Source organism: Streptomyces sp. NPDC014995 (assembly GCF_043080745.1).
GTDB lineage: Bacteria > Actinomycetota > Actinomycetes > Streptomycetales > Streptomycetaceae > Streptomyces.
On record NZ_JBIBVX010000001.1, the window covers coordinates 903,975 to 929,351 of the forward strand.

The 25,377-nt window shown below is 72.8% G+C and carries 18 protein-coding genes; 12 read left to right on the top strand and 6 right to left on the bottom strand.

Translation table 11 applies throughout. The features are described 5' to 3' along the window. Positions 1-11: 11 nt before the first annotated feature. Positions 12-794 carry a sulfite exporter TauE/SafE family protein gene (locus ACF1A1_RS04035; RefSeq protein WP_391645171.1) on the bottom strand — a complete coding sequence of 261 codons (783 nt, stop codon included), beginning with the start codon at positions 792-794 and terminating at the stop codon, positions 12-14. 223 nt (positions 795-1,017) lie between these two features. Between ACF1A1_RS04035 and ACF1A1_RS04040 the strand changes: the two genes are divergently transcribed. Genes ACF1A1_RS04040 through nirD form a run of 3 tightly spaced genes read left to right on the top strand, consistent with a single transcriptional unit; the run spans position 1,018 to position 5,197 of the window. Continuing rightward, the gene (locus ACF1A1_RS04040) at positions 1,018-2,232 is read left to right on the top strand and encodes an NAD(P)/FAD-dependent oxidoreductase (RefSeq protein ID WP_391645173.1); all 1,215 of its coding nucleotides are present in this window, start codon (positions 1,018-1,020) and stop codon (positions 2,230-2,232) included. Then, complete coding sequence (nirB, locus tag ACF1A1_RS04045; RefSeq protein WP_391645175.1) at positions 2,232-4,841, top strand: nitrite reductase large subunit NirB; 2,610 nt, start codon at positions 2,232-2,234, stop codon at positions 4,839-4,841. Before ACF1A1_RS04040 ends, nirB begins: the two co-directional genes overlap by 1 nt. Then, positions 4,838-5,197 (top strand): nitrite reductase small subunit NirD, encoded by a 360-nt coding sequence (nirD, locus tag ACF1A1_RS04050; protein WP_391645177.1) that lies wholly within the window; start codon positions 4,838-4,840, stop codon positions 5,195-5,197. Before nirB ends, nirD begins: the two co-directional genes overlap by 4 nt. Before the next feature lie 12 nt (positions 5,198-5,209). On the opposite strand, the gene ACF1A1_RS04055 is transcribed toward nirD, so the two are convergent. After that, complete coding sequence (locus ACF1A1_RS04055) at positions 5,210-6,694, bottom strand: ATP-binding protein (RefSeq protein WP_391645179.1); 1,485 nt, start codon at positions 6,692-6,694, stop codon at positions 5,210-5,212. Beyond that, positions 6,691-7,692, bottom strand: coding sequence for a response regulator transcription factor (locus ACF1A1_RS04060; RefSeq protein ID WP_391645181.1), 1,002 nt, complete (start codon positions 7,690-7,692; stop codon positions 6,691-6,693). The genes ACF1A1_RS04055 and ACF1A1_RS04060 overlap by 4 nt, the downstream gene beginning before the upstream one ends. Before the next feature lie 272 nt (positions 7,693-7,964). Between ACF1A1_RS04060 and ACF1A1_RS04065 the strand changes: the two genes are divergently transcribed. Both ACF1A1_RS04065 and ACF1A1_RS04070 read left to right on the top strand, forming a co-directional pair. Next, positions 7,965-8,570, top strand: coding sequence for a carbonic anhydrase (locus ACF1A1_RS04065; RefSeq protein ID WP_391645183.1), 606 nt, complete (start codon positions 7,965-7,967; stop codon positions 8,568-8,570). Then, on the top strand, positions 8,567-10,723 hold the full coding sequence (locus ACF1A1_RS04070; RefSeq protein WP_391645185.1) for a SulP family inorganic anion transporter: 2,157 nt from the start codon (positions 8,567-8,569) through the stop codon (positions 10,721-10,723). Before ACF1A1_RS04065 ends, ACF1A1_RS04070 begins: the two co-directional genes overlap by 4 nt. 23 nt (positions 10,724-10,746) lie before the next feature. Here the strand turns inward: ACF1A1_RS04070 and ACF1A1_RS04075 are convergent, their stop codons facing one another. Next, a complete protein-coding gene (locus ACF1A1_RS04075; protein ID WP_391645187.1) occupies positions 10,747-11,673 on the bottom strand; it encodes an oxidoreductase in 927 nt (308 codons plus the stop codon). 193 nt (positions 11,674-11,866) lie between these two features. Here ACF1A1_RS04075 and ACF1A1_RS04080 point away from each other — a divergent pair, with 193 nt between their 5' ends. The 4 genes from ACF1A1_RS04080 (at position 11,867) to ACF1A1_RS04095 (ending at position 15,274) form a co-directional block, all read left to right on the top strand. Continuing rightward, positions 11,867-13,027 carry an alkaline phosphatase PhoX gene (locus ACF1A1_RS04080; protein WP_391645188.1) on the top strand — a complete coding sequence of 387 codons (1,161 nt, stop codon included), beginning with the start codon at positions 11,867-11,869 and terminating at the stop codon, positions 13,025-13,027. Between the two features lie 183 nt (positions 13,028-13,210). Beyond that, the gene (locus ACF1A1_RS04085; RefSeq protein ID WP_391645334.1) at positions 13,211-14,149 is read left to right on the top strand and encodes an SMP-30/gluconolactonase/LRE family protein; all 939 of its coding nucleotides are present in this window, start codon (positions 13,211-13,213) and stop codon (positions 14,147-14,149) included. 104 nt (positions 14,150-14,253) lie between these two features. Next, positions 14,254-14,721: a hypothetical protein gene (locus ACF1A1_RS04090; protein WP_391645190.1), complete on the top strand. Its 468-nt coding sequence runs from the start codon at positions 14,254-14,256 to the stop codon at positions 14,719-14,721. A 109-nt stretch (positions 14,722-14,830) separates the two neighbouring features. Further along, a complete protein-coding gene (locus ACF1A1_RS04095) occupies positions 14,831-15,274 on the top strand; it encodes an excalibur calcium-binding domain-containing protein (RefSeq protein ID WP_391645192.1) in 444 nt (147 codons plus the stop codon). Positions 15,275-15,479: 205 nt separating this feature from the next. Here the strand turns inward: ACF1A1_RS04095 and ppdK are convergent, their stop codons facing one another. After that, positions 15,480-18,227, bottom strand: coding sequence for a pyruvate, phosphate dikinase (gene ppdK, locus ACF1A1_RS04100; protein WP_391645194.1), 2,748 nt, complete (start codon positions 18,225-18,227; stop codon positions 15,480-15,482). Positions 18,228-18,633: 406 nt separating this feature from the next. Next, a complete protein-coding gene (locus ACF1A1_RS04105) occupies positions 18,634-19,854 on the bottom strand; it encodes an ROK family protein (protein ID WP_391645196.1) in 1,221 nt (406 codons plus the stop codon). Between the two features lie 131 nt (positions 19,855-19,985). On the opposite strand from ACF1A1_RS04105, the gene ACF1A1_RS04110 reads away from it, so the two are divergent. The 3 genes from ACF1A1_RS04110 to ACF1A1_RS04120 all read left to right on the top strand — a co-directional run bounded on the left by ACF1A1_RS04110 (position 19,986) and on the right by ACF1A1_RS04120 (position 25,373). Then, a complete protein-coding gene (locus ACF1A1_RS04110) occupies positions 19,986-21,491 on the top strand; it encodes a trehalase family glycosidase (protein WP_391645198.1) in 1,506 nt (501 codons plus the stop codon). After that, positions 21,488-23,425 (top strand): glycogen debranching N-terminal domain-containing protein, encoded by a 1,938-nt coding sequence (locus ACF1A1_RS04115; RefSeq protein WP_391645200.1) that lies wholly within the window; start codon positions 21,488-21,490, stop codon positions 23,423-23,425. Before ACF1A1_RS04110 ends, ACF1A1_RS04115 begins: the two co-directional genes overlap by 4 nt. 154 nt (positions 23,426-23,579) lie before the next feature. Beyond that, positions 23,580-25,373 (top strand): CDP-alcohol phosphatidyltransferase, encoded by a 1,794-nt coding sequence (locus tag ACF1A1_RS04120; RefSeq protein WP_391645202.1) that lies wholly within the window; start codon positions 23,580-23,582, stop codon positions 25,371-25,373. The last annotated feature ends 4 nt before the right edge of the window (positions 25,374-25,377 follow it).

The window sequence follows — 25,377 nt, forward strand, 5'->3', positions numbered from 1 at the left end:
GTGCCCTCCGGTCAGGCCACCCACTGCTCGTACGCCAGGTTCCCCACCAGCGCGAACACCACGGTCAGCAACACCACCCGCACGAACCCGCTCCCCTTCTTCAGGGCCGTACGCGCGCCCAGCGTGCCCCCCGCCAGGTTGAACGCGGCCATCGGCACGGCCAGTTGCCACAGCACGGCCCCCTGCCAGGCGAACATCGCGAGGGCGCCCGCGTTCGTACAGCAGTTGACGATCTTGGCGGTGGCGGAGGCGGTCACCAGGTCGAGGTGGAGGACGGCGGTCAGGGCGAGGACGAGGAAGGTGCCGGTGCCGGGGCCGACGAGACCGTCGTAGAAGCCGATGCCGAGGCCCGCGAGGCCGATCGCGGCGAGGACTCGGCGGGGACCCGCCGGGCCGGTCGCGGGGGCGGTGCCGAAGGCGGGGCGCAGGATGACGAAGGCGGCCACACCGAGCAGCACCACCATGATCACCGGCTTGAGGACGTCGGTGCTCATCCCGGCCGCGAAGAAGGCCCCCGCCGACGATCCGGCGAGCGCCGCGAGCCCGATCCGGACGGCCACGCCCACGTCGACCGGCGCCTTGCGGGCGTAGGTCACCGCCGCCCCGGCCGTGCCGACGATCGCCACCGCCTTGTTGGTGCCGAGCGCGTGCGCGGCCGGGGTGCCGGCCGGCAGGCCGAGCAGCAGCGCCGGGAGCAACAGCAGCCCGCCGCCGCCGACCACGGCGTCGATCCAGCCGGCCGCGAGGGCCGCGAGACAGAGGACGACCACCATGGTCAGGGATATGTCGGACACGGACGCGACCCTACGGGACCGGATACATGCCCCGTCCATCGACCTGAGCCTCTTCTGAGGTTCGCGAGCCGTGCCGCCGCCCGCGCGCCCAGCACCTCACCCCCGGCCCCCACCGCCGCCCGAGAACCCTCACACCTCCCCGCCTCCCCCGCTGAGGGCAGCGTTCCTCGCGGGAAACAACCGTGATGCGGCCGGGAAACCTCCGCACCGCACGCTCGATCGCATGACCTCGAATTCGCGTGTGGTGGTGATCGGCGCCGGCCTCGCGGGCGTACGTCTCGCCCGGCGGCTCGGTGAGCTCGGCACGCCCGCGGTACTGATCGGCGAGGAGGAGCACGTCCCGTACAACCGGGTCCTGCTCGCCGAGGTGCTGGCGGGACGGTACGCCCCCGAGGTGATCGCGCTGCCCGCGCCCGCCGAGCTGGTCCGGGCCCGGGTCACCGGCATCGACCGTGACCGGCGGACCGTGGCCTGCGCCGACGGCTCGGAGATCGCATACGACACGCTGGTGCTGGCCACCGGCTCCAACCCGGTGCTGCCGCCGCTGCGCGGCCTGTTCACGCCCGACCACGTACTGCCGGAGGGCGTCCACGCCTTCCGCACCATGGACGACTGCCTGGGCCTGTCCAAGGCGGTCCGGCCGGGAGTGCGGGCCGTCGTGATCGGCGGCGGGCTCCTCGGGGTCTCCGCGGCCCGCGCGCTCGCCGTACGCGGCGCGCAGGTCGTCCTCGCCCAGCAGGCCGAGCGGCTCATGGAACGCCAGCTCGACCCGGGCGCCTCCCGGCTCGTCCTGCGGCACCTGAAGGACCTCGGCGTCGAGGTGCACACCGAGTGCCGGGTGCGGGACGTGCGCTGCGTCGGCGGCGCGGTCCGCTCGGTGGAGATGGCCGACGGGTACGCCCTCGACGCCGACCTGGTGGTGCTGGCCTGCGGGGTCCACCCGCGCGCCGGTCTCGCCAAGGCCGCCGGGCTCGCCGTCGGCAAGGGCGTCCTCGTCGACGACGAACTGCGCACCTCCGACCCGCACGTCCGGGCGATCGGCGACTGCGCCCAGCACGACGGGAACGTCTACGGCCTTGCCGCCCCCGCCCTCGACCAGGCGGACGTGCTGGCCGAGTCGCTGACCGGGAACACCGGCGCCCGCTACACCGGCACCCGCGCCCTGACCCGCCTCACGCTCCACGGACACAGCGCCTTCGACCTCGCCGCGTTCGGCGAGACCGAGGCCCGCCCCGGCGACGACGTCGTGCAGCTCGCCGACGCCACCCGCGGCACCTACCGCAAGGTCGTCGTCCGCGACGACCGCCTGGTCGGCGGCGTGCTCGTCGGCGAACTCGGCACCGTCGGCGCGCTCGCGCGCGCCTGGGAGGGAGCAGAGCCGCTCCCGTCCGACGGCGGGCCCCTGCTCCACCTGCTCACCAACGATGGAGGCTCCTGATGACCGCCACCCTGGGGGCCACCCCCACGATCGTGCTCGTCGGCCACGGCATGGTCGGCCAGCGCTTCCTCGAAGCGCTCGCCGAGCGCGGCCTGACCGCCACGCACCGCGTGGTCGTGCTGTGCGAGGAGCCGCGCCCGGCGTACGACCGCGTCCAGCTCACCTCGTACTTCTCGGGCAAGACTCCCGAGGACCTCTCCATGACCGACATGGAGTTCATCAAGGACCACGGCATCGAGCTGCACATCGGTGACCCAGCCGAGACGATCGACCGGGACGCCCGCAGGGTGACCGCCCGCTCCGGCCTGACCGTCGACTACGACGTCCTGGTCCTGGCCACCGGCTCCTACCCGTTCGTCCCGCCCGTCCCGGGCAAGGACGCCGAGGGCTGCTTCGTCTACCGCACGATCGAGGACCTGCTCGCGATAGAGGAGTACGCGAAGACCCGCGCCACGACGGGCGCCGTGGTCGGCGGCGGTCTGCTCGGTCTGGAGGCCGCGGGCGCGCTGAAGGGTCTCGGACTCAACGCCCACATCGTGGAGTTCGCGCCCCGGCTGATGCCCGTCCAGGTCGACGAGGGCGGCGGCGCCGCGCTGCTGCGCACCATCGAGGACATGGGCCTGGCCGTCCACACCGGCGTGGGCACCCAGGAGATCGTGGTCGGCGAGGACGGCGCGGTCACCGGCATGAAGCTGTCCGACGGCTCCGAACTCGCCACCGACCTGGTGGTGTTCTCCGCCGGTGTCCGCCCCCGCGACCAGCTGGCCCGCGACTGCGGTCTGACGGTCGGCGAGCGCGGCGGCATCAGCGTCGACGAGCAGTGCCGTACGGTCGCCGACCCGCACGTCTTCGCGATCGGCGAGTGCGCGCTGGCCGCCGACGGCCGGGTGTACGGCCTGGTCGCGCCCGGTTACGAGCAGGCCGAGACGGCCGCCGCGACGATCGCCGCCGACGAGGCGTCCTTCACCGGCGCCGACCTGTCCACCAAGCTGAAGCTGCTCGGCGTGGACGTGGCCTCCTTCGGCGACGCGCACGGCGCCACCGAGGACTGCCTCGACGTCGTCTACTCCGACTCCCGCTCGGGCCTGTACAAGAAGCTGGTCATCGGCCGCGACGGCACGCTGCTCGGCGGCATCCTGGTCGGCGACGCGGAGGCGTACGGCACGCTGCGCGCCTTCACCGGCTCGGTCCCGCCGATCTCGCCGGAGGCGCTGGTGCTGCCCGCCGGCGCCGGAGCCCCGGCCCAGCTCGGCCCGTCGGCCCTGCCCGACGACGCGATCATCTGCTCCTGCCACAACGTCTCCAAGGGCACGATCCGCGGCGCGGTCACCGACCACCAGTGCACGACCGTGCCCGAGGTCAAGAAGTGCACCAAGGCCGGTACCGGCTGCGGCTCGTGCGTCAAGGTCCTCGGCCAGCTGGTCACCGCCGAGCTGGAGGCCAGCGGCGTCGAGGTCGACAAGGGCCTGTGCGGCTGCTTCTCGCAGACCCGCGAGGAGCTGTACGAGATCGTCCTCGCCCTGCGCATCAACACCTACCAGGACCTCCTCGACCGCTACGGCCGCGAGGGCGCCCGGGGCGGCGACGGCTGCGAGATCTGCAAGCCGACGGTCGGGTCGATCATCGCGTCCCTGGCGCCCACCATCGGTGCGAGCGGCTACGTCCTGGACGGCGAGCAGGCGGCCCTCCAGGACAGCAACGACCACTTCCTCGCCAACCTCCAGAAGAACGGCTCGTACTCGGTCGTCCCGCGCATCCCCGGCGGCGAGATCACCCCCGAGGGCCTGATCGTGATCGGCGAGATCGCCCGCGACTTCGGCCTCTACACGAAGATCACCGGCGGCCAGCGGATCGACATGTTCGGCGCGCGCGTCGAGCAGCTCCCGCTGATCTGGGCCCGTCTGGTGGACGCCGGCTTCGAGTCCGGCCACGCCTACGGCAAGGCCCTGCGCACGGTGAAGTCCTGCGTCGGCCAGACCTGGTGCCGCTACGGCGTCCAGGACTCGGTCCGCATGGCGATCGACCTGGAGCTGCGCTACCGGGGCCTGCGCTCCCCGCACAAGCTCAAGTCGGCGGTCTCCGGCTGCCAGCGCGAGTGCGCGGAGGCCCAGTCGAAGGACTTCGGCGTCATCGCCACCGCCAACGGCTGGAACCTGTACGTCGGCGGCAACGGCGGCGCAACCCCGCGCCACGCGGACCTGCTGGCCCAGGACCTGTCCGACGCCGAACTGATCCGCCTGATCGACCGGTTCCTGATGTTCTACATCCGCACCGCCGACCGCCTGGAGCGCACCTCGACCTGGCTGGAGCGGATCCCGGGCGGCCTGGACCACGTACGGGACGTCGTGGTGGAGGACTCCCTCGGCATCTGCGAGGAGCTGGAGTCCCTGATGGCGGCACACGTCGCGCACTACCGCGACGAGTGGGCGGAGACCATCAACGACCCCGAGAAGCTGGCCCGGTTCGTGTCCTTCGTGAACGCGCCGGACACCCCCGACCCGGTCGTCGGCTTCGTCCCCGAGCGCGACCAGATCAAGCCCGACCTGCCGCTGCTCTCCATCGGCATGCGACCCACGGAAGACGTCCTGGAAGGAAGCGCCCAGCGATGACCCTGGCACCCGAGACGACCGACCTGAAGGTCCAGCTGAAGCTGGAATCCGGAGCGGACGACTGGTTCACCGTCTGCGACCTGAGCCACCTCGTCCCCGGCCGGGGCGTGGCCGCCCTGCTGCCGGACGGCCGCCAGGTCGCCCTGTTCCGCGACCGGGCGGGCACCCTGTACGCCATCGACAACCGCGACCCCTTCTGCGGCGCGGCCGTCCTCTCCCGCGGCCTGACCGGCACCCACCAGGGCCGTCCGTTCGTCGCCTCGCCCCTGCTCAAGCAGCGCTTCGACCTGGCGAGCGGGCAGTGCCTGGACGACGAGTCGGTACGCATCGCCACCTACGAGGTACGGACGGCCTGACGGCCCGGTCCTCTACCGCCGGCCCGGTGTCGCGGTCTCCAGCGGTCTCGCCGACCGTGCGGAGGCCGCGCCCGGGCCGGTCCGGTCCGCGGCCGGGAACCGGACCACCGCGTCGAGGCCCCCGCGCGGCGCCTGCCGCAGGACCGCCTCGCCGCCGCTCGCGTGGGCGAGCCGCTGCACCAGGGCGAGGCCCAGGCCGGTACCGCCCTTGGGGGCGTCCGGGGCGCGCCAGAAGCGGTCGAAGGCCCGGCGGCGCTGCTCCTCGGTCATACCGGGGCCCTCGTCCATGACGTGCAGCTCGACCCGCGCCGGCCCGGTCGGGCGGTGCGGGAAGCGGCGTTCGTGGGGGGTGTGACGGCGCGGGTCCACGAACACCGTGGAGCCGGGGGGTGAGACGCGCAGGGCGTTGGAGAGCAGGTTGTCGAGGATCTGCTCGACCGCCCCGGGCAGCGCCAGCACCTCGCCCGCGTGGTCCCCGGCGAACGCGAGGCGGACGCCGTGCCGGGCGAACAGCGGCGTCCAGGCCTGGTGGCGTTCCGCGCACACCCGGTCCAGGTCGACCCGCTCCCGCTCGGCGGCGCTCTCGTCGAGCCGGGCCATCGCGAGCAGCCCCTCGACCATCCGGGCCAGCCGGTCCGTCTCGGTCAGCGCGGCGGTGAGACCGCCCCGGGCGTGCAGGGCGATGTCGTTCTCCAGGTTCTCCAGCCGCAGCCGCAGCGCCGCGAGCGGGGTCTTCAGCTGGTGCGAGGCCTCGCCGGCGAAGGCGCGCTGGGAGGCCAGCAGGTGTTCCAGGCGGGCGGCGGTGCGGTTGAAGGTGGCGGCCAGGCTGCGCACCTCCGGCGGGCCCTTGGTGATCGCCACTGGGACGGCGGTGCCGCCGACGGCCAACTCGTGGGTGGCCCGCTCCAGTTCGCGGATCGGACGCCCCGTCCAGCGGGCGATGGCGAAGCCCACGACGGCGACCGCGGTGAGCGTCGCGAGCCCACCGAGCGCCAGCAGCAACCAGACGTGGCGGACGCGTTCGTGCACCATCCTGGTCGGTACGGTGATCCGGACGGCCCCCTGTTCCTCGGCGCCCTGCCGTACGGGGGCGGCCACCGCCAGGTACTCCACCCCGCCGATGGTCGAGGTGCGCACATCCGCCGTGGCGGTCCCCCGCAACGCGGCCGCGATCCCCGGCCAGGACGCGAGACGGCGCTCCTCACGCTCCGACAGCGGGTGCGAACTGGCCAGCAGCGCGCCGGAGGCGTCCACGATCAGCACCTTGCCGCCGATGCGCTCGGCGCAGTGCGCGGCCCGCTCGGGCAGGTCCTGTGCGGCCCGGCCCGCCGAGATGGACAGCGAGGCGAACGCCGACACCGACTCCGCCTCGTCCTTCGCCGCGTTGGTCACCCGCTCGCGTTCGCCCCGCGAGTAGACGAAGCCCAGCGGGATCTCCAGACAGAGCAGCACCAGCGCGGCGAGCGTGAGGTAACTGAGCAGCAGCCGACGGGTCATCGACAGGCCGCCGGGTGGGAACCCGTGGCGTCGTGGTCCGGTGGCGCGTGCGAGGAGGGCGGGTGCGCCGCCGGGTACGTCGACGGCGTGCCCGGCGGGGTGGTGTGCACCGCCAGCCGGAACCCCACCCCGCGCAGCGTCTGGATCCACGCCGGGTTGCCCAGCTTCCGCCGCAGGGTGGCCACATGGACGTCGAGCGTCTTCGTCGGCCCCTCGTAGTGCGGGTCCCACACCCGGTCCAGGATCTGCTGCCGTGAGTACACGGCCCCCGGATCCTCGGTGAGCAGCGCGAGCAGTTCGAACTCCTTGGGCGTCAGCACCACCGTCTCCTCCCCCACCCACACCTGCCGGGTCCGCCGGTCGACGACCAGGGGACCCACGGCGGCGGGCCCGGCCTCGGGCGGCGGGGGGACGGGGTCGTAGGGGGCGGGGGGTGGTGAGGCGCCGAAGGCAGCGGCGGCGCCGGGGGTGGTGACGGAGGGGTGCGGGGCGGAGGGGTGCGGGGCGGAGGCCTCGTTCTCGACGGAGGGGTGCGGGACGGAAGGGTGCGGAACGGAGGAGGTGAAGGCCTCGCCGCCGAACGGCCGGGCCCCCGCGAAGTCCCCTCCCGGCACCGCCCCTTCAGTCTCCGCCGGTGCCGCTCGCCGGGTCCGCCGCGTCACCGCCCGCACCCGGGCGACCAGCTCCCGCATGCTGAACGGTTTCGCCAGGTAGTCGTCGGCGCCCAGCTCCAGGCCCAGCACCCGGTCGGCCTCCTCGCCCCGGGCGCTGAGGATGATGATGGGGACGTCGGAGGTCTGCCGGATGCCCCGGCAGACGTCGATGCCGTCCATGTCCGGCAACCCGAGGTCGAGCAGGACGACATCGCCGTACGGCCCCCTCAACCCCTCGCCGCCGCTGGCGACGTGATGCACCGCCAGTCCGAAGTGCCCGAGACCCTCGACGAGCGGTTCGGCGATCGTCTGATCGTCCTCGATGAGCAGGACTCGTACGCCCATGGGTTCCGTCTCTCCCGTGAACCGAATTCGCGTGTTCCGTGGACCGAACACGCTACAAGAACGGTCGAAAAACGTCGCGCGGATCCCGCCCGATGTGATCAGCGGCTCAGCACGGGACGAAAACTGTCCGCATTCTGTCGGCGTTTTAGTCTTCCCCTAACCTTCGCCTGGCAGACGCTCCTCTACGGTGGTGCAGGCCTGGTCGGAACTCCCCTCCGGCCAGGCCCTGACCTGCACTGATCCGGTCTGGAAAACCCCCACCGGGAGGAACCGTGAAGGCATTGCTGGACCGCGCCCGCTCGTTCAAGCGACGGGTGGACTTCGAAAGCGGCGAATACCGGAGGCTGGCCGAAGGCCAATATCCCGAGGCATTGTTCATCACCTGCTCGGACTCACGGGTGATACCCGCCCTGATCACGGGCGCACGGCCCGGTGAGATATTCGAGCTGCGCAATGCGGGCAATATCGTCCCGCCGCACGGCCGACAGGGCGCCTCGGGCGAGGCGGCCACCATCGAGTACGCACTGGAGGTGCTCGGCGTTCAGGACATCGTGGTGTGTGGTCATTCCCACTGCGGTGCGATGGGCGCCCTGAAGTCCGGTGACGACCTGTCCGCCCTGCCCGGTGTGGACGCCTGGCTGCAACTGGCCCGGCCGAGGCTGGCCCCCGTCCTGGACGGCGTCATCGAGGATCCGCGCCTGCCGGACATCGCCCAGCTGAACGTCGTCAACCAGCTTGACGTGCTGCGCAGTTATCCGGCCGCCCGGCGCCGCCTCGACGAGGGACGGCTGCGGCTGCACGGCTGGTACTACGAGGTGGACACCGGCCAGGTGCACGAGCTGGACGAGGACGGCCTGTTCCGGGTGCACGCGGCATGAGCGGCGCGCACGCCCGGCACGCCCGGGGCCGGGGCGCGGGACCGGAGGCCACGGGACGCACCTTCCGGGAGGCCGGCGGGATCCCGTTCCCGCCCCGGCCGCCACAGGCCCCCACCGCCCCGCAGGACTTCCTGTCGACGGAACCCGAGACGACGGGCATGCGGACGGCGGACTCCCAGGCGGTGGGGTTCCGGACTGCGGGGTTCGAGACGGCGGGATCCGGTACCCCGGAGTCCGAGGCCACGGCCCCAAAGCCCGGTGGGGTCCGCAAGCCCGGTCGGGCCCCCAGGTTCGGCAAGGCCCCCACGTTCGGCAAGGCGCCCGGGTTCGGCACGTCAGCCGCCGCGCGGGTGCCGAAGGGCGACCTGGCCACCGAGATCACCGCGTCCCTCGTCGTCTTCCTGGTCGCGCTGCCCCTGTGCATCGGCGTGGCCGTCGCCTCCGGGGTCCCCGCCGAGCTGGGCATCATCTCGGGTGTCATCGGCGGTCTGGTGGTGGGCGCGGCCCGCGGCAGCACCCTCCAGGTCAGCGGCCCGGCCGCCGGTCTCGCCGCGCTGGTCGCGGAGACCGTCCTGGAGCACGGCGTGGCCATGCTCGGCGTGATCGTGCTCTTCTCCGGACTCCTCCAGATCGTCCTCGGCCTGGTGCGGCTCGGCCGGTTCTTCCAGGCGATCTCGCTGGCCGTCGTCCAGGGCATGCTCGCGGGCATCGGCCTGCCGCTGATGTTCAGCCAGGCGTACCCGGCGGCCGACGCCAAGGCCCCCGGCACCCCGATCGAGAACATGGCCGGCATCCCCGGCCTGCTCGCCGACACGGTGAGCGACCCGCAGACGCTGATCGCGGCCGGTCTCGGCATCGTCACCGTCGTCCTGAGCTTCCTGTGGAAGAAGGTGCCCGGCCCGATCCGGAAGGTCCCGGCGGCCCTGGTGGCGGTGGGCATCGGCATCGCGGTCGCCGCACTGCCCGGCGTGGAGGTGAAGACCCTCCAGGTGGGCAACCTGCTCGCCTCCGTCGACGTGCCCGGCCCGGAGCAGTTCGCGGGACTCGCGGACGCCGGCATCATCACCGCGATCCTGACCTTCACCGTGATCGCCTCCGCCGAGTCCCTGTTCACGGCGGCCGCGGTGGACCGTATGCACGACGGTCCGCGCACCCGCTACAACCCCGAACTGATCGCCCAGGGCGCCGGCAACACCGTCGCCGGACTGCTCGGCGCGCTGCCCATCACGGCGGTGGTCGCCCGCAGCTCGGCGAACGTCCAGGCGGGCGCCAAGACCCGGCTCTCGCGCACGCTGCACGGCCTGTGGCTGCTGGCCTTCGCGCTGCTGCTGCCCCAGGTGCTGGCCCTGATCCCGATCTCGGTCCTCGCGGGCGTGCTCATCCACAGCGGCTGGAAGCTCTTCGCGCCCGAGGAGTTCCCGAAGATGTGGCGGCAGGACCGGGGCGAGTTCGTGGTCATGACCCTCACCACGCTGGTCATCGTGGCGACGGCGCTGCTGGAAGGTGTGCTCATCGGCCTCGCGGCCGGCATCGTCCTCGCCGCCGTCCGGATGTCGCAGACCGTCATCCGGCAGCACATCGAGGACGACACCGCGAAGGTGGTGATGGCCGGGAACGCGACCTTCCTGCGCCTGCCCCAGGTCATCGAGGCCCTGGAGTCCGCCGCCGAGGCCGGGAAGCCCCGTATCCGACTGGACCTCACCGGTGTGACCCACCTCGACCACGCCTGCCGCAGCCAGGTGGAGGAGTTCGTCGCCCAGCAACGCGGCAAGGGCCTGCGGGTGGAACTGCTGATGCCGGGCCCGGCGAAGCAACCGGCCGGGGACCAGGGCAGGCATGCGGACGGGGACCCGGCCGGGCATGCGGACGGGGATCCGGCCGGGGGAGCGGCCGGGGGAGCGCGGGCGACGGCCGGCGGCTCCAGTCCGTCGACCCGCCCGTCCACCCGACTGCCCCGCCGCCCGACCGCCCAGGCACCCTCCGCCAACCCCGGCCCGACGGCCGAGTGGTTCTACCTGGACACCAGGCCGATGCCGGAGGACTTCGCCCGCAGGTACGCGGAGGAGTACGCCCCGGGATACCCGGACCGGTACACAGAGGGCTTCACGCAGGGCTACACGGACGAGTACGCGCAGGGGCACTCGCCGCGCTGAGGACCCTTCGGGCCACCCGGCGGTTACGCCGCCATGCCCCCGTACGACACCCCGGTGAGCCGTTCCGACTCCGCCCACAGCAGTTCGCCCGCACGGTCGTCGACCGTCCACGGCGCCCGCCAGGACGGGGCGGGCGCCCCCCGCCACATCGCGAGGGACGGGCCGGTGAAGGAGTCGGGGCGCACGCCGGCCGCGGTCGCGGCGTACAGGGTGGGCAGCGCGCCGGCCTCGGCGGACTGGGCGACGACGCGGTTGCCCAGCTCCACGAGTCGTTCGGCGACCCGGCGCCCCTCCGCGCGCACCCCGGCCGTCTGGAGGTTGGTCGCCGCGTATCCGGGCTGGGCGGCGGCCGCGACCACATCGGTCCCGGCCGCCGCCAGCCGGTGGGCCAGCTCGTGAGTGAAGAGCAGGTTGGCGGTCTTGGAGCGGGCGTAGGCGACCCAACGGCGGTAGCGGCGTTCGCTGTTGAGGTCGTGCAGGTCGATGTTCCCGAGGACGTGGAACATGCTGGAGACGGTCACCACCCGGGCGCCGGGCGTGGCGAGCAGCGCGGGCAGCAGCAGCCCGGTGAGGGCGAAGTGCCCCAGGTGGTTCACACCGAACTGCGTCTCGAACCCGTCGGCGGTCGTGCCGTACGGCAGCGCCATCACGCCCGCGTTGTTGACCAGCAGGTCGAGCCGCTCGTGGCGCAGCCCGGCCGCGAACTCCCGTACGGAGCCGAGGTCGCCCAGGTCCAGCGGTCGCAACTCCACGTCCGCGCCGGGCACTTCACCGGCCAGCCGCTCGACCGCCGCCTTCCCGCGCGCCTCACTCCGACAGGCGAGGACAACCTGGGCGCCCTTACGGGCCAGCTCCCGCGCGGTGACGTAGCCGAGGCCGCTGTTGGCGCCGGTGACGACGGCGGTGCGGCCGCCCTGGTCGGGGATGTCGTGCGCGCTCCAGCCGGACATGGCCGTACTCCCTCCGCAGTTTCCCTCAGCGTAGAGCGCCGGGCCGCCCGGTCCGGAAGATCCGGCCACCCGGCCCGCACTCCCCCGTTACGGCGCGTCCACGACACGGCCACCCGGTCCTTCTAGCCTCGCTGACCGCACGACCCCGCGGCCGACCGGCGGCGGGCGGTCACGACACCCCCTGGGAGTGAGCGTGGAACGTCGTACCCTCCTGCGTGCGGCCGTCATCGGCGGGTCCTCCGCCGTGCTCGGCGGAACCCTGTGGCGCGGCGCCGCGTACGCCGCGCCGGCCCAGCCCGGCACCGGCCCGTACGGGGCGCCCGGCGCACCGGACGCCAACGGCATCCGGCTCCCGAGCGGCTTCACCAGCCGGATCATCGCCCGCTCCGGGCAGACGGTGCCCGGCACCTCGTACACCTGGCACGACGCCCCCGACGGCGGCGCCTGTTACGCGGACGGCACCGGCTGGATCTACGTCTCCAACTCGGAGATCAGCCCGGGCGGCGGCGCGAGCGCGGTGCGGTTCTCGTCGACGGGCACGGTGACGTCGGCCTACCGCGTCCTCTCCGGCACCCGCACCAACTGCGCGGGCGGCAGGACGCCGTGGAACACCTGGCTGTCCTGCGAGGAGGTCTCCCTGGGCCACGTCTACGAGACGGACCCCTGGGGTGTGAAGGCGGCGGTGCGCCGCGACGCGATGGGCCGCTTCAAGCACGAGGCGGCGGCCGCCGACCCGGTACGCAAGGTGATCTACCTGACCGAGGACGAGACGAACGGCCGCTTCTACCGCTTCGTGCCGACGACCTGGGGCGACCTGTCCTCCGGCACCCTCCAGGTCATGGTGGCGGGAACCGCCACCTCGGGCTCCTTCACCTGGGCGAACGTCCCGGACCCGGACGGCTCCCCCACCACCACCCGCACCCAGGTGTCGGGCTCGAAGTCCTTCAACGGGGGCGAAGGCTGCCACTACGCCGACGACACGGTCTGGTTCACGACGAAGGGCGACAACCGCGTCTGGCAGGTCAACCTCACGGCCAACACCTACGAGCTGGCGTACGACGACTCCCTGGTCACCTCCGGCACGGCCCCCCTCACCGGAGTCGACAACATCACCGGCTCCTCCTCCGGGGACCTGTTCGTCGCGGAGGACGGCGGCACCATGGACATCTGCGTGATCACCCCGGACGACGTGATCGCCCCCTTCCTCCGGATCGACGGCCAGTCGGGCTCGGAGATCACCGGCCCGGCCTTCTCCCCCGACGGCACCCGCCTGTACTTCTCCAGCCAGCGCGGCACGTCGGGCAGCTCGTCGGGCGGGATCACGTACGAGGTGAGGGGCCCGTTCCGGGCGTAGGGACGTCGGTGGCGAGGGCGACGCCGTCCGACGGGAACCCGACAGCCATTTTGAAAGGAACCTGACAGGCAAGCGGAGGAACACGGTCGGGCGGCGGCTCGTTACTCGCCGACGAAGGACACAATGGAAGCAGAGTCGACCATGACGAGTACGCCGCCCGACCCCACCCCCGGAGGCACCGACATGACCCCCGACCCGTCCCGCCGAACCGTCCTCGGCAGCGCCCTGGCCGCCCTGACCCTGGCCGCCACGACAGCCCCCGCGCAGGCCGGGTCCCGGTCCGGCACGGCGACCTGGCCAACGGTCTTCCCCCTCCCCGACGGCTGGCTCCCCGAGGGCATCACCATCGGCAGCAGGCCGTACGCCTACCTGGGCTCCCGCGCCAACGGCGGCATCTACCGCACCGACCTGCGCACCGGCGAGGGCAAGGTGCTCCACGAGGGCGGCACCGGCCTCGCGTCCATAGGCCTGAAGCTGGACGACGACGGCCTGCTGTACGTCTGCGGCGGCGCCGGCGGGACCGCGAAGATCATCGACTCCCGCTCGGGCAAGCTGCTCACGACCTACCGGCTCACCCGGGAGACCGCCCCGTTCATCAACGACGTCGTCCTGCACCGGGACCGGGCCTGGTTCACCGACTCCCGCGACGACGTCCTGCACGGCGTCCCGCGCGGCCGCACCGGTGAGGTCCGCTCGCTCCGCCTCACCGGTGAGTGGGTGCAGGCGCCCGCCGGAACCAACAGCGCCAACGGCCTCGTCGCCACCCCCGACGGCCGCGGCCTGATCGTCGTCAACGCGGGCCAGTTGTACAACGTGAGCCTCGAGACCGGCCACGCCACCAGGATCACGCTCGCCGGCGCCACCGACGTGACCAACGGCGACGGTCTGGTCCGCATCGGACGCACCCTGTACGTCGTACAGAACCGCCTGAACAAGGTCACCGTCTGGGATCTCGACAGGACGGCGACCACCGCCACCCTGACCCGCACGATCACGTCCCCCCACTTCGACGTCCCCACCACGGCGGCCCGCTACGGCAGCCGCCTCTACCTGGTCAACGCCCGCTTCACGAGCCCGCAGACGCCGGAGACGACGTTCACGGGGGTGGCGGTACCGCTCTGAGAGAGGGACGGGGCGGCACCCGCGCTCGGCCGGGGGCCGCCCCTGACCCGCCGCGTCGGGCATGATGAACCCCATGCCCGAGAACACCACCCGCCGAAAGGCACATGCCGCGTAACCGGCCCGGCGCCCTGCGACGCGCCCCCCGCACCCCCATCCCCCGCACCCGGACCGTGCCCCCGCCGGAACACATCCCCGGCCTGTCCCCGCGCACCGGCCTGGCCATCCACCGCGCGGAACACGAACGAGACGGCCACTACCTCTTCCCCGGCGCCACGGCACGCGCCCTGCACCGCTACCGCGAGTTCCTTGCGCAGCCCGGCCGCCGCCCCCTCTACCCCCGCACGTCGGTATGCCCCGCCTGCCCGGGCTGCGGCCTGGACGACGTCCGCACCGCCCGCGACACGCTGGCGGAGGTCCTGCCCCTCCTCCCGCCGGGGGCCCGCGCCGAACTGGCCCGCACGCTACGCCCCCTGGACCACCGCTACCGCCTCCGCACGCTGCCGGACCCCCGGACGGAGGCCGAGGCCCCCTGGTGGCACCGACGACTGGGAGAGGGGGCGGAAGGCTGGTGACCCGACCCTGCCGCACACAGAACCATCACGAAACGGCCACTCCCTCTCCACCCCCGAGCCTGCGGCCCTACCGTCGTCTCCTCACGCCACAGCGCCCTGGGGGGACACCATGAGCAACCCGTACACCACTTCGCCCGCGCCCAGGTGGGCCCGGAAGCGCTACGTCCTGCCCGCCCTCGCGCTCGCCCTCTTCCTCGGCGTCGGCATCGGCGCCGCCGACGGCGAGAAGCCCACGACCGACGCCAAGCCGGCCTCCGCCACCCCCCGGCCCACGGTGACCGTGACGACCACGGCCACCGCGACCGAGACGGCGACCCCGGAACCGGCGAAGACGGTGACCGCCACGGAAACGGTGACCGTCACGAAGACGGTCACCGCGGCGGCGGACAGCGGCTCCGACACCACGGACACCTCGGGCAGCGACTCGGACGACAGCGCCTACTACGACAACTGCGACGCCGCCCGCGCGGCGGGCGCCGCACCCGTCCACGCGGGCGACCCGGGCTACGGCCGTCACCTCGACCGGGACGGGGACGGGACGGGCTGCGAGTGACGGCGGGCGAAGGGGCGGCGCCCTGAACCACCGATCACGCGCGAGAGGGCGACACCCCCGCACAGGGTGTCGCCCTCTCCTTGCGTGCCGGAGCCGCCGCGATCGGTACTGAGGGTCGGGGACCGCGGCGGCTCCGGGGTCGAAGGGTGATCAGGGGTGACCGTCGATCACGTGACGATCCGCGGTCACCGCTGATCAGTGAGGTTCAGCGGTGGTCGCTGCCCTCGGACTGCGTGGCGGCCCGTCCCGCCTCCAGCCGTGCCACCGGGATCCGGAACGGCGAGCAGGAGACGTAGTCCAGACCGACCTCGTGGAAGAAGTGCACGGACTCCGGGTCACCGCCGTGCTCACCGCACACGCCGAGCTTCAGGTCGGGGCGGGTCCGGCGGCCCGCCTCGGCCGCGGCCTTCACCAGCGAACCGACGCCGTCCTTGTCGATCGTCTCGAACGGGGAGACGCCGAAGATGCCCTTCTCCAGGTACGCGGTGAAGAAGGAGGCCTCCACGTCGTCCCGGCTGAAGCCCCACACCGTCTGCGTCAGGTCGTTCGTGCCGAAGGAGAAGAACTCCGCCGCCTCGGCGATCTGACCGGCGGTCAGCGCGGCCCTCGGCAGCTCGATCATCGTGCCGATCGCCAGCTTCAGCTCCGTGCCCGTCGCCGCCTCGACCTCCGCGACGACCTCGTCGGCCTCCTCGCGGACGATCTCCAGCTCCTGGACCGTGCCGACGAGCGGGATCATGATCTCGGCGCGCGGGTCGCCCTTGGCGTTCCTGCGCTCGGCCGCCGCCTCGGCGATGGCACGGACCTGCATCGTGAACAGGCCGGGGATCACCAGACCGAGCCGTACGCCGCGCAGGCCCAGCATGGGGTTCTGCTCGTGCAGGCGGTGCACCGCCTGGAGCAGCCGCAGCTCGTTCTCGTGCGGCTCCTGCCGGGACTCCGCCAGGGCGACGCGGACCGAGAGTTCCGTGATGTCGGGGAGGAACTCGTGAAGCGGCGGGTCGAGCAGACGGATCGTCACCGGGAGGCCGTCCATCGCCTCGAACAGCTCCACGAAGTCCTGCTTCTGGAGGGGGAGCAGCTCCTTCAGGGACTCCTCCCGCTCGGTCTCCGTGTCCGCGAGGATCAGGCGCTCGACCAGCTCACGGCGGTCGCCGAGGAACATGTGCTCGGTGCGGCACAGGCCGATGCCCTGGGCGCCGAAGCGGCGGGCGCGCAGCGCGTCCTCGGCGTTGTCGGCGTTGGCCCGCACCCGCAGCCGGCGCTTGCGGTCCGCGAAGGCCATGATGCGGTGGACGGCCTCGACCAGTTCGTCGGCGTCGTCGGCGCCCGCGTGCATCCGGCCCTCGAAGTACTCCACCACCGGGGAGGGGACCACCGGGACCTCGCCCAGGTAGACCTTGCCGGTCGAGCCGTCGATGGAGATGAGGTCGCCCTCCTCCACCACGTGGCCGCCGGGGACCGTCATACGGCGGCGCTTGGTGTCGACCTCCAGCTCCTCCGCGCCGCAGACACAGGTCTTGCCCATGCCGCGGGCCACGACGGCGGCGTGCGAGGTCTTGCCGCCCCGGCTGGTGAGGATGCCCTCGGCGGCGATCATGCCGTCGAGGTCGTCGGGGTTGGTCTCACGGCGGACCAGGATGACCTTCTCGCCCGAGCGCGACCACTTCACGGCCGTGTACGAGTCGAAGACCGCCTTGCCGACCGCCGCGCCGGGCGAGGCGGCGATGCCCCGGCCGACCTGCGCGGTCTTCGCGTGCTCGTCGAAGCGCGGGAACATCAGCTGGGCGAGCTGGGCGCCGTTCACCCGCTGGAGCGCCTCGGTCTCGTCGATCAGGCCCTGGTCGACGAGCTGCGTGGCGATGCGGAAGGCGGCGCCGGCCGTGCGCTTGCCGACGCGGGTCTGGAGCATCCACAGCTGACCGCGCTCGATCGTGAACTCGATGTCGCAGAGGTCCTTGTAGTGGTTCTCCAGCGTCTCCATGATCTGCATCAGCTGGTCGTACGACTTCTTGTCGATCTGCTCCAGTTCCGCGAGCGGGACGGTGTTGCGGATGCCCGCGACGACGTCCTCGCCCTGGGCGTTCTGGAGGTAGTCGCCGTACACGCCCTGGTGGCCCGAGGCCGGGTCCCTGGTGAAGGCGACGCCCGTGCCGGAGTCGGGGCCGAGGTTGCCGAAGACCATCGAGCAGACGTTCACGGCCGTGCCCAGGTCGTGCGGGATGCGTTCCTGCCGCCGGTACAGCTTGGCGCGGTCGCCGTTCCAGGAGTCGAAGACGGCCTTGATGGCGAGGTCCATCTGCTCGCGCGGGTCCTGCGGGAAGTCCCGGCCGGCCTCGGTCTTGACGATCTTCTTGAACTTGGTGACCAGCTTCTTGAGGTCCGCGGCCTCCAGTTCGGTGTCGACCGTGACCTTCTTGGCGGCCTTCGCCGCCTCCAGGGCCTCCTCGAAGAGGTCGCCGTCGACGCCGAGGACCGTCTTGCCGAACATCTGGATCAGTCGGCGGTAGGAGTCCCAGGCGAAACGGTCGTCGCCGGCCTGCTTGGCCAGACCCTGGACCGACTTGTCGGACAGGCCGATGTTCAGGACGGTGTCCATCATGCCGGGCATCGAGAACTTGGCGCCGGAGCGGACGGAGACGAGCAGGGGGTTGTCGGCCTGGCCGAGCTTCTTGCCCATCTTCTCTTCGAGGGCGACGAGGTGCGCACTCACCTCGTCACGCAGTGCCGCCGGCTCCTCGCCGCTGTCGAGGTAGACCTTGCAGGCCTCGGTGGTGATGGTGAAGCCGGGAGGGACCGGCAGGCCGAGGTTGGTCATCTCGGCGAGGTTCGCGCCCTTGCCGCCGAGGAGGTCCTTGAGGTCCTTGTTGCCCTCGGTGAAGTCGTAAACGAACTTCACACCCTCAACGCTCGCCGCCTGCTCAGCTACGTGGGGATCTTTGTTTTCCGACACGGGTCTCGACTCCTCGAGGACGCGGTGGCTGCCCTGACGGCGAGGAACATACCCAGATCGAAGGCGTCTGGGTACGTCCACTTGCGCGTCATGCGCCTGTAACCCATCGACCGCCAGGAGATCGAAAGTCACGGCTTGGCAAGCGCTGAGCAGCTGGTGTTTTCACTTCTTGAACGCAATCGCCCTCACGAGCGCTCCCTTTTCGCTCACATGAGCGCGCTACAGCCCGTCTGATTTCGATCGATGAACGATCAAGGGGTGGCACTGAGTGCCACCCCTTGAGGAAGTGCAGTCGCCCATGATCCGCTCATCTGAGCGCTACCCCTATCAAGGGTGGTGAGAATCACGCTTCCACGACCGGCCCGATTTCACCATTCGGACGCGACTCGGGAGGGAAACAGGCTCGTCACACGCCCAGCGCCCGCAACCGCTGCTCCACCCGCTCCGGCGCGTACAGGTGCTCCACGACCAGCGCTCCGGCCCCCACCAGCCCCGCCCGCTCCCCCAGCCGCGAGGTCACCACCTCGAGACGGGCGGTGGAGCGCGGCAGCGCCCGCTGGTAGAGCAGCTCGCGCACGCCGGTGAGGAAGGGGGTGCCGGCCAGGTCCCCGGCGATCATCAGCACCCCGGGGTTGAGCAGCGTCACGACCGTCGCCAGCACGTCACCCACCTGGCGTCCGGCCTCCCGGGCCAGCGCCGCCGCCTCCGGGTGGCCGGCGGCGAGCAGGTCCCGCACATCCGAGCCGGACGCCGCCGGGACCCCCGCCCCGGCCAGCTTCCGGGCCACGGCACCACCGCTCGCCACGGCCGCGAGACAGCCGCGGGAACCGCACCGGCACAGTGCCTCCGTGCCGACCCGGATGTGCCCGAGGTCGCCGGCGCCGCCGTCGACGCCCCGGTAGATCGTGCCGTCGACCACCACGCCCGCGCCGATCCCGGTCGACACCTTCACCAGCACGAACGCCGAGCAGTCCGGGTAGGCGGTGCGCTGTTCGCCGTACGCCATGAGGTTGGCGTCGTTGTCGACGAGGACCGGGACCGGCGGCGCGCCGGTGCGTTCCGTGAACGCCCGGGCGAGGCGGCCGCGTATGTCGTAACCGTCCCAGCCGGGCATGATCGGCGGCTGGACGACCCGGCCGGTCTCGCTGTCGACCGGGCCGGGGACGGCGAGGCCGATGCCGCAGACCTCGTCCGCGCCGTGGCCGGCCTTCTCCAGGAGCTCGGCGAACCAGCGGCCCAGCTCGCCGAGGACGGTGTCCGGGCCGTCCTCCACGGCCAGCGTGCCCGAGTGTTCGGCGAGGAGCTCGCCGGTCAGGGAGAGCACGGCCGCGCGCGCGTGCCGGGTGTCGAGGTCGGCGGCGAGGACGACCGCGTGCGCGTCGTCGAACTCCAGGGTGATCGACGGGCGCCCGCCCAGCGGGGAGTCGACCGGTCCGCCGGCGCCCTCGCGCAGCCAGCCCGCGCGGAAGAGACGGTCCAGGCGCTGGCCGACGGTGGCGCGGGAGAGGCCGGTGGCCTGCTGGAGGGCACCGCGTGTCGTCGCCCGCCCCGTGCGTACCAGTGCGAGCAGATCCCCGGCGCCGGCCTGACCGCCGCCCCTGCCGGTCCGCCCCGGCCTTCCGGTCATGCGCACCCCCTTGTGTTTCCCAACCCTGCATTACATGCTGGGTTTTGCGTGTTAAATAGACGTAACCCTACGGTAGCCACTGCCGAACCGGGTCGACCGTGCCGTCGTCGTCGTTCTTCGGGGAGCCCCGAGTGGATCGCACCGCCCAGCTCACCGCCCGCCCCGCGGAGTGCACCGCCGTATACGATCCCGCCACGCCGACGGGGTCACTGCACCTCAGGGCGGTGAAGGTGCTCGAGGACAACTGGACGGGATCGTCGACGGTGCCCTCGCGCGGCCTGTACCCCCACCAGTGGTCCTGGGACTCGGCCTTCATCGCGATCGGGCTGCGGCACGTCTCGCCGCGCCGGGCCCAGACGGAGCTGGAGACGCTGCTGGACGCCCAGTGGGGCGACGGGCGGATCCCGCACATCGTCTTCAACCCCTCCGTGCCGCTCGACGCGTACTTCCCGAGCCCCGACTTCTGGCGCTCCTCGACCGCGGGGCGCGCTGCGGGCGCCCCGCGCACCGTACAGACCTCCGGCATCGTGCAGCCACCGGTGCACGCGCTGGCGGCCTGGCTGGTGCACTGCGCCGACCCGGGACTGTCCCGGGCGCGCGGCTTCCTCGCCCAGGTGCATCCCCGGCTGGCCGCCTGGCACCGCTACCTGCTGCACCGGCGGGACCTGGGCGGCGGCGGGCTGGTGTCGGTCGTCCACCCGTGGGAGCAGGGCATGGACAACGCCCCCTCCTGGGACGCCCCGCTCTCCCGGATCACCCCCGCCCCGGCCCGCTCCTTCCGCCGCGCCGACCTCGACCACGGGGCCGCGGAGGACCGGCCGACGGACCTGGACTACGGGCGGTACGTGCGGCTGGCGGCGGACTACCGGGACGGCGGGTACGCCGACGACGGGGGTGACTTCGCCGTCGAGGACCCCGCCTTCAACGCCCTGCTCATCGCCTCCGAGCACGCGCTGGCGCGCATCGCGCGGGAGCTGGGCGCCACGGGTACGGCCCGGCACGCGCGCGCGGAGCGGCTGACGGCGGCGCTCGTCGACCGGCTGTGGGACCCGGCGGAGGGCCTGTTCTTCTGCCGGGACGTGCGCGGCGCCGGGCCGATCCACGAGCGGGGGGTCTCCGGCCTGGTCCCGCTGCTGCTGCCCGGCCTGCCGCCCGAGGTCGCCGCCGCCCTCGTACGGACCCTGCGCGGACCGCACTTCGGGCTGGGCGGCACCACCCGCCTGGTCCCCAGCTACGACCTGCTCGCAGAGGCCTTCGACCCGCACCGCTACTGGCGCGGCCCGGCCTGGTTCAACACGAGCTGGCTGGTGGAGCGGGGCCTGCGGGCGCACGGCGAGCGGGCACGGGCGGACGCCCTGCGCCAGGCCGTGCTGGACGCCGCGGACACCTCGGAGTTCGCCGAGTACGTCGACCCGTACACCGGCGAGGCCTGCGGGGCGACCGGCTTCGGCTGGACGGCCGCGCTCGCGCTCGACCTGCTGCACGACAGGGACGCCCCGCACGACGACCCGGACGACCTGCGCCACCCCCACGAGCCGCACCACCCGCACATAAAGCACCACCGGCACCACCGGCGCCACCCGGACGACCTGCACGACTCGGACGACACCGCACTCCAGGGAGGGGACCGGGGATGACGGACCGGCATCATCTGCTCGTGTACGGCGGGACGTTCGCCGCCGTCGGTGACCGCGGGGACATCAGCGGCGTGCGCGGCGCCGGCTCGCCCGACGGGCTGTTCGTCAGGGACGCGCGGCACCTCAGCCGCTGGCAGCTCACGGTCGACGGGGCCGTGCCCGAGGTGCTCGCGCCGGTCGCGGACGGGGACACCACACGCTGTGTGCTCGTCCCGCGCGGCGGCCGCACCGAGCCGCCGTCGTGCACGCTCTTCCGGGAACAGGCCGTAGGTGACGGCTCGTTCGTGGAGCTGCTGCGGGTCGTCAGCAACCGTCCGGTGCCGCTGACGGTCCGTCTGGCCCTCACCGTCGACGCCGACTTCACCGACCAGTTCGAACTCCGCTCCGACCACCGCACCTACGCCAAGACCGGCGCCGTCCGCCGCCGCCAGGTGCTCGACCACGGCGTGGAGTTCACCTACCGGCGCGGCGAGTGGCGGTCCGTCACGACGGTGACCGCCGACCCCGCGCCGGACGGCGTCGAGGAGACCGGCACCGGCGCGCGCCGCCTGGTGTGGACGGTGGAGCTGGCACCGCACGGTTCCGCGGAGCTGACGCTGCGCGTGATGGCCCGCCCGCACGGCGAGAAGCGGGCCCTGCGGGTGCCCAGTTCCCCGGCCGCGTCGACCGAGCACCTTCTGGCGCGGGAGGGTGAGTTCGTGGAGGGCGTGGCCTTCCCGACCGGCTGGCCCGAGCTGGCCGCCGCCTGCGCGCGCGGCCTCGCGGACCTGGCCGTGCTCCAGGTCCCGGCGACCGGCCCGGACGGCGAGGAACTGCGCGTCCCGGCGGCCGGCGCCCCCTGGTTCCTGACCCTGCTGGGCCGCGACGCCCTGCTCACCTCCCTCTTCGCCCTCCCCTACCGCCCCCGCCTGGCCGCCGCCACGCTCCCGGCGCTGGCCGCGACCCAGGCCACCGAGACCGGCCCGGAGTCCGTCGCCCAGCCCGGCAAGATCGTCCACGAGGTGCGGCACGGCGAGCTCGCCCACTTCGGCCAGGTCCCCTACGGCCGCTACTACGGCTCGGTGGACGCCACCCCGCTCTTCCTGGTCCTGCTCGGCGCGTACGTCGAGCGGACCGGCGACGCGGCACTCGCCCGCCGGCTGGAGCCCCACGCCCGCGCGGCGGTCGGCTGGATGCTCGACCACGGCGGGCTCACCTCGCGCGGCTACCTGGTCTACCGCGCCGACCGGGGCGGCCTCGCCAACCAGAACTGGAAGGACTCCCCCGGCGCCATCTGCTCGGCCGACGGCACCCGCCCGAGCGGCCCGGTGATGGCGGCGGGGGCCCAGGGCTACGCGTACGACGCGCTGCGCCGCACGGCGTGGGTGGCGCGCGCGGTGTGGGAGGACGAGACCTACGCGGCCCTGCTGGAGCAGGCCGCCGCCGATCTGCGCGACCGCTTCCAGCGGGACTTCTGGATGCCGGAGCACTCCTTCCCCGCCCTCGCCCTGGACGGGCAGGGGTGCCAGGTCGACGCGCTCGCCTCCGACGCGGGCCACCTGCTCTGGTCGGGGCTGCTGGACAAGGAGTACGGGGAACTGGTCGGCCGGCGTCTCCTCCAGCCGGACTTCTTCTCCGGCTGGGGCGTGCGCACGCTGGCGGCCGGGCAGCCGGCGTACCACCCGCTGTCGTACCACCGCGGCTCGGTCTGGCCGCACGACAACGCGCTGATCACGCTCGGTCTGGCCCGCTACGGCCTGCACGACGAGGCCCGTACGGTCGCCCACGGCCTGGTCGACGCGGCCACCGCGACCGGCCACCGGCTGCCCGAGGTCCTCGCGGGGTACGGCCGTGACACGCACGCCGAGCCGGTGCCGTACCCTCACGCGTGCGTACGGGAATCCCGCTCGGCGGCGGCCCCGTTGGCACTGCTCACGGCGGTGGGCGGCGCGTAGCCGGGTGGTTGGCCGGGCGTTTGCGCGGTGTTTGCCGACCCCTGGCCGAGCGGGGTGAACACCGGCCGGGAGCAAGCCGTACGACATGGCGGTGGATCCGATTCGCCCCATCGGATCCACCGATCCGCCCGGCTTCGTACGGAAGGACCCTCGGGTGCCCGTCTTCACTCGCTCGCGTCAGCTGCCCGGCCCGCCCGGCCTGAAGGAACCCGAGGACGCCCCGGACACCGTGGAGGAGGCCGCGGAGCCCCGGGCCGCCGCGCGCTCCGTGCGGGACCGGGTCGCGCACTGGCGTGCCTGGCGCGCCCGTGGTCCGCGGGCCGCGCGGGTGCTGTGGTGGACGGCGACCGTGCTGTCGGTCGTGCTGGTGCTCGGGGCCATGCTGCTGCCGAACCGGCTCTTCGCGCTCCAGCCCGACCGGTTCGTGCGGCTGCCCGGGGAGGCGATCGTCGGGGCGGCCGTGCTGCTGGCGCTGCCCCGCCGGCCACGGCTGGTCGTCGCGGCGCTGACCGGGGTGGCCCTCGGCGCGCTGACCGTGCTGAACCTGCTCGACATGGGCTTCGTGGAGTATCTGGGCCGGGACTTCAACCTCGTCCTGGACTGGGGGCTGCTCGACGACGCCCAGTCCTACGTCGCCGACTCGATGGGCCGCACGACGGCGATCGCCGCCACGATCGGCGTGCTGCTGCTCGTGGCCCTGCTGTGCACGGTCATGGCCCTGGCGACGGTCCGGCTGGCCGGCCTGCTGGTGCGCGACGTCCAGCTGGCGACCCGGGCCACGCTGGTCTCCGGCACGGCGTGGATCACCTGCTCCGTCCTCGGCCTGGAGTACGCCGGGCTGCCGGTCGCCTCCGACCGGGTCGCGAGCACGCTCACCTCCGAGGCCAGGCGGGTGCGGGACACCCTCAGGGACGAGGCCGCGTTCGCCGCGGAGGCCCGCACCGACACCTTCGGCAACACCCCGCCCGCGCAGCTCGTGCCCGACCTGCGCGGCAAGGACGTGATCTTCGCCTTCATCGAGAGCTACGGCCGCAGCGCCATCGAGGACCCGGAGATGGCGCCGGGGGTGAACGGGACCCTCGACGCGCGCACCCAGGCCCTGACGAAGGCCGGCTTCCAGGCCCGGAGCGGCTGGCTGACCTCGGCGACCTTCGGCGGCAGCAGCTGGCTCGGCCACTCCACCACCATGTCCGGCCTGTGGGTCGACACCCAGCAGCGCTACCGCACCGTCATGGCCAGCGACCACCTCAGCCTCACCAAGGCCTTCCGGAAGACCGGCGCCTGGGACACCGTCGGCATCATGCCGGGTGTGCAGAAGGGCTGGCCGGAGGCCGAGTTCTACGGCCTCGACAAGGTCTACGACGCCTTCGGGATGGGCTACCGGGGACCGAAGTTCAGCTGGTCGACCATGCCCGACCAGTACGCCCTGGAGGCGTTCCAGCGGCTGGAGCACGGCAAGGAGCGCGACCGGCCGCTGATGTCGGAGATCATCCTGACCTCCAGCCACCAGCCCTGGGCGCCCCTCCCGACGATGGTCGGCTGGGACGAGCTGGGCGACGGCTCGGTCTTCCAGGGCATCCGGAAGGCCGGGAAGGACGCGTCCGACGTCATCGACGACTCGGCGAAGTCCCGCCAGGAGTACGGCAGGTCGATCCAGTACTCGGTGACCGCCCTCACCCAGTGGCTGGAGCGCTACGGCACCGACGACACCGTCCTGGTCTTCCTCGGCGACCACCAGCCCATCGCCCGCGTCAGCGGCAACAACGCGAGCCGGGACGTGCCGGTCTCCGTCGTCGCGAAGGATCCGAAGGTCCTCGACAAGATCGCCGGCTGGAAGTGGACGGAGGGGCTGAAGCCCGCGAAGAACGCCCCGGTGTGGAAGATGAGCTCCTTCCGCGACCGCTTCCTGCTGGCGTACGGCTCGACCCCGCACCCCAGCAAGGGCTGAGCCC

Excerpts from the sequence above, each read along its gene's own strand:
- ACF1A1_RS04040 (WP_391645173.1), top strand. The coding sequence starts at position 1,018 with ATGACCTCGAATTCGCGTGTGGTGGTGATCGGCGCCGGCCTCGCGGGC.
- nirB (WP_391645175.1), top strand. The coding sequence starts at position 2,232 with ATGACCGCCACCCTGGGGGCCACCCCCACGATCGTGCTCGTCGGCCAC.
- nirD (WP_391645177.1), top strand. The coding sequence starts at position 4,838 with ATGACCCTGGCACCCGAGACGACCGACCTGAAGGTCCAGCTGAAGCTG.
- ACF1A1_RS04055 (WP_391645179.1), bottom strand. The coding sequence starts at position 6,694 with ATGACCCGTCGGCTGCTGCTCAGTTACCTCACGCTCGCCGCGCTGGTG.
- ACF1A1_RS04060 (WP_391645181.1), bottom strand. The coding sequence starts at position 7,692 with ATGGGCGTACGAGTCCTGCTCATCGAGGACGATCAGACGATCGCCGAA.
- ACF1A1_RS04070 (WP_391645185.1), top strand. The coding sequence starts at position 8,567 with ATGAGCGGCGCGCACGCCCGGCACGCCCGGGGCCGGGGCGCGGGACCG.
- ACF1A1_RS04075 (WP_391645187.1), bottom strand. The coding sequence starts at position 11,673 with ATGTCCGGCTGGAGCGCGCACGACATCCCCGACCAGGGCGGCCGCACC.
- ACF1A1_RS04085 (WP_391645334.1), top strand. The coding sequence starts at position 13,211 with ATGACCCCCGACCCGTCCCGCCGAACCGTCCTCGGCAGCGCCCTGGCC.
- ACF1A1_RS04090 (WP_391645190.1), top strand. The coding sequence starts at position 14,254 with ATGCCGCGTAACCGGCCCGGCGCCCTGCGACGCGCCCCCCGCACCCCC.
- ACF1A1_RS04095 (WP_391645192.1), top strand. The coding sequence starts at position 14,831 with ATGAGCAACCCGTACACCACTTCGCCCGCGCCCAGGTGGGCCCGGAAG.
- ACF1A1_RS04105 (WP_391645196.1), bottom strand. The coding sequence starts at position 19,854 with ATGACCGGAAGGCCGGGGCGGACCGGCAGGGGCGGCGGTCAGGCCGGC.
- ACF1A1_RS04115 (WP_391645200.1), top strand. The coding sequence starts at position 21,488 with ATGACGGACCGGCATCATCTGCTCGTGTACGGCGGGACGTTCGCCGCC.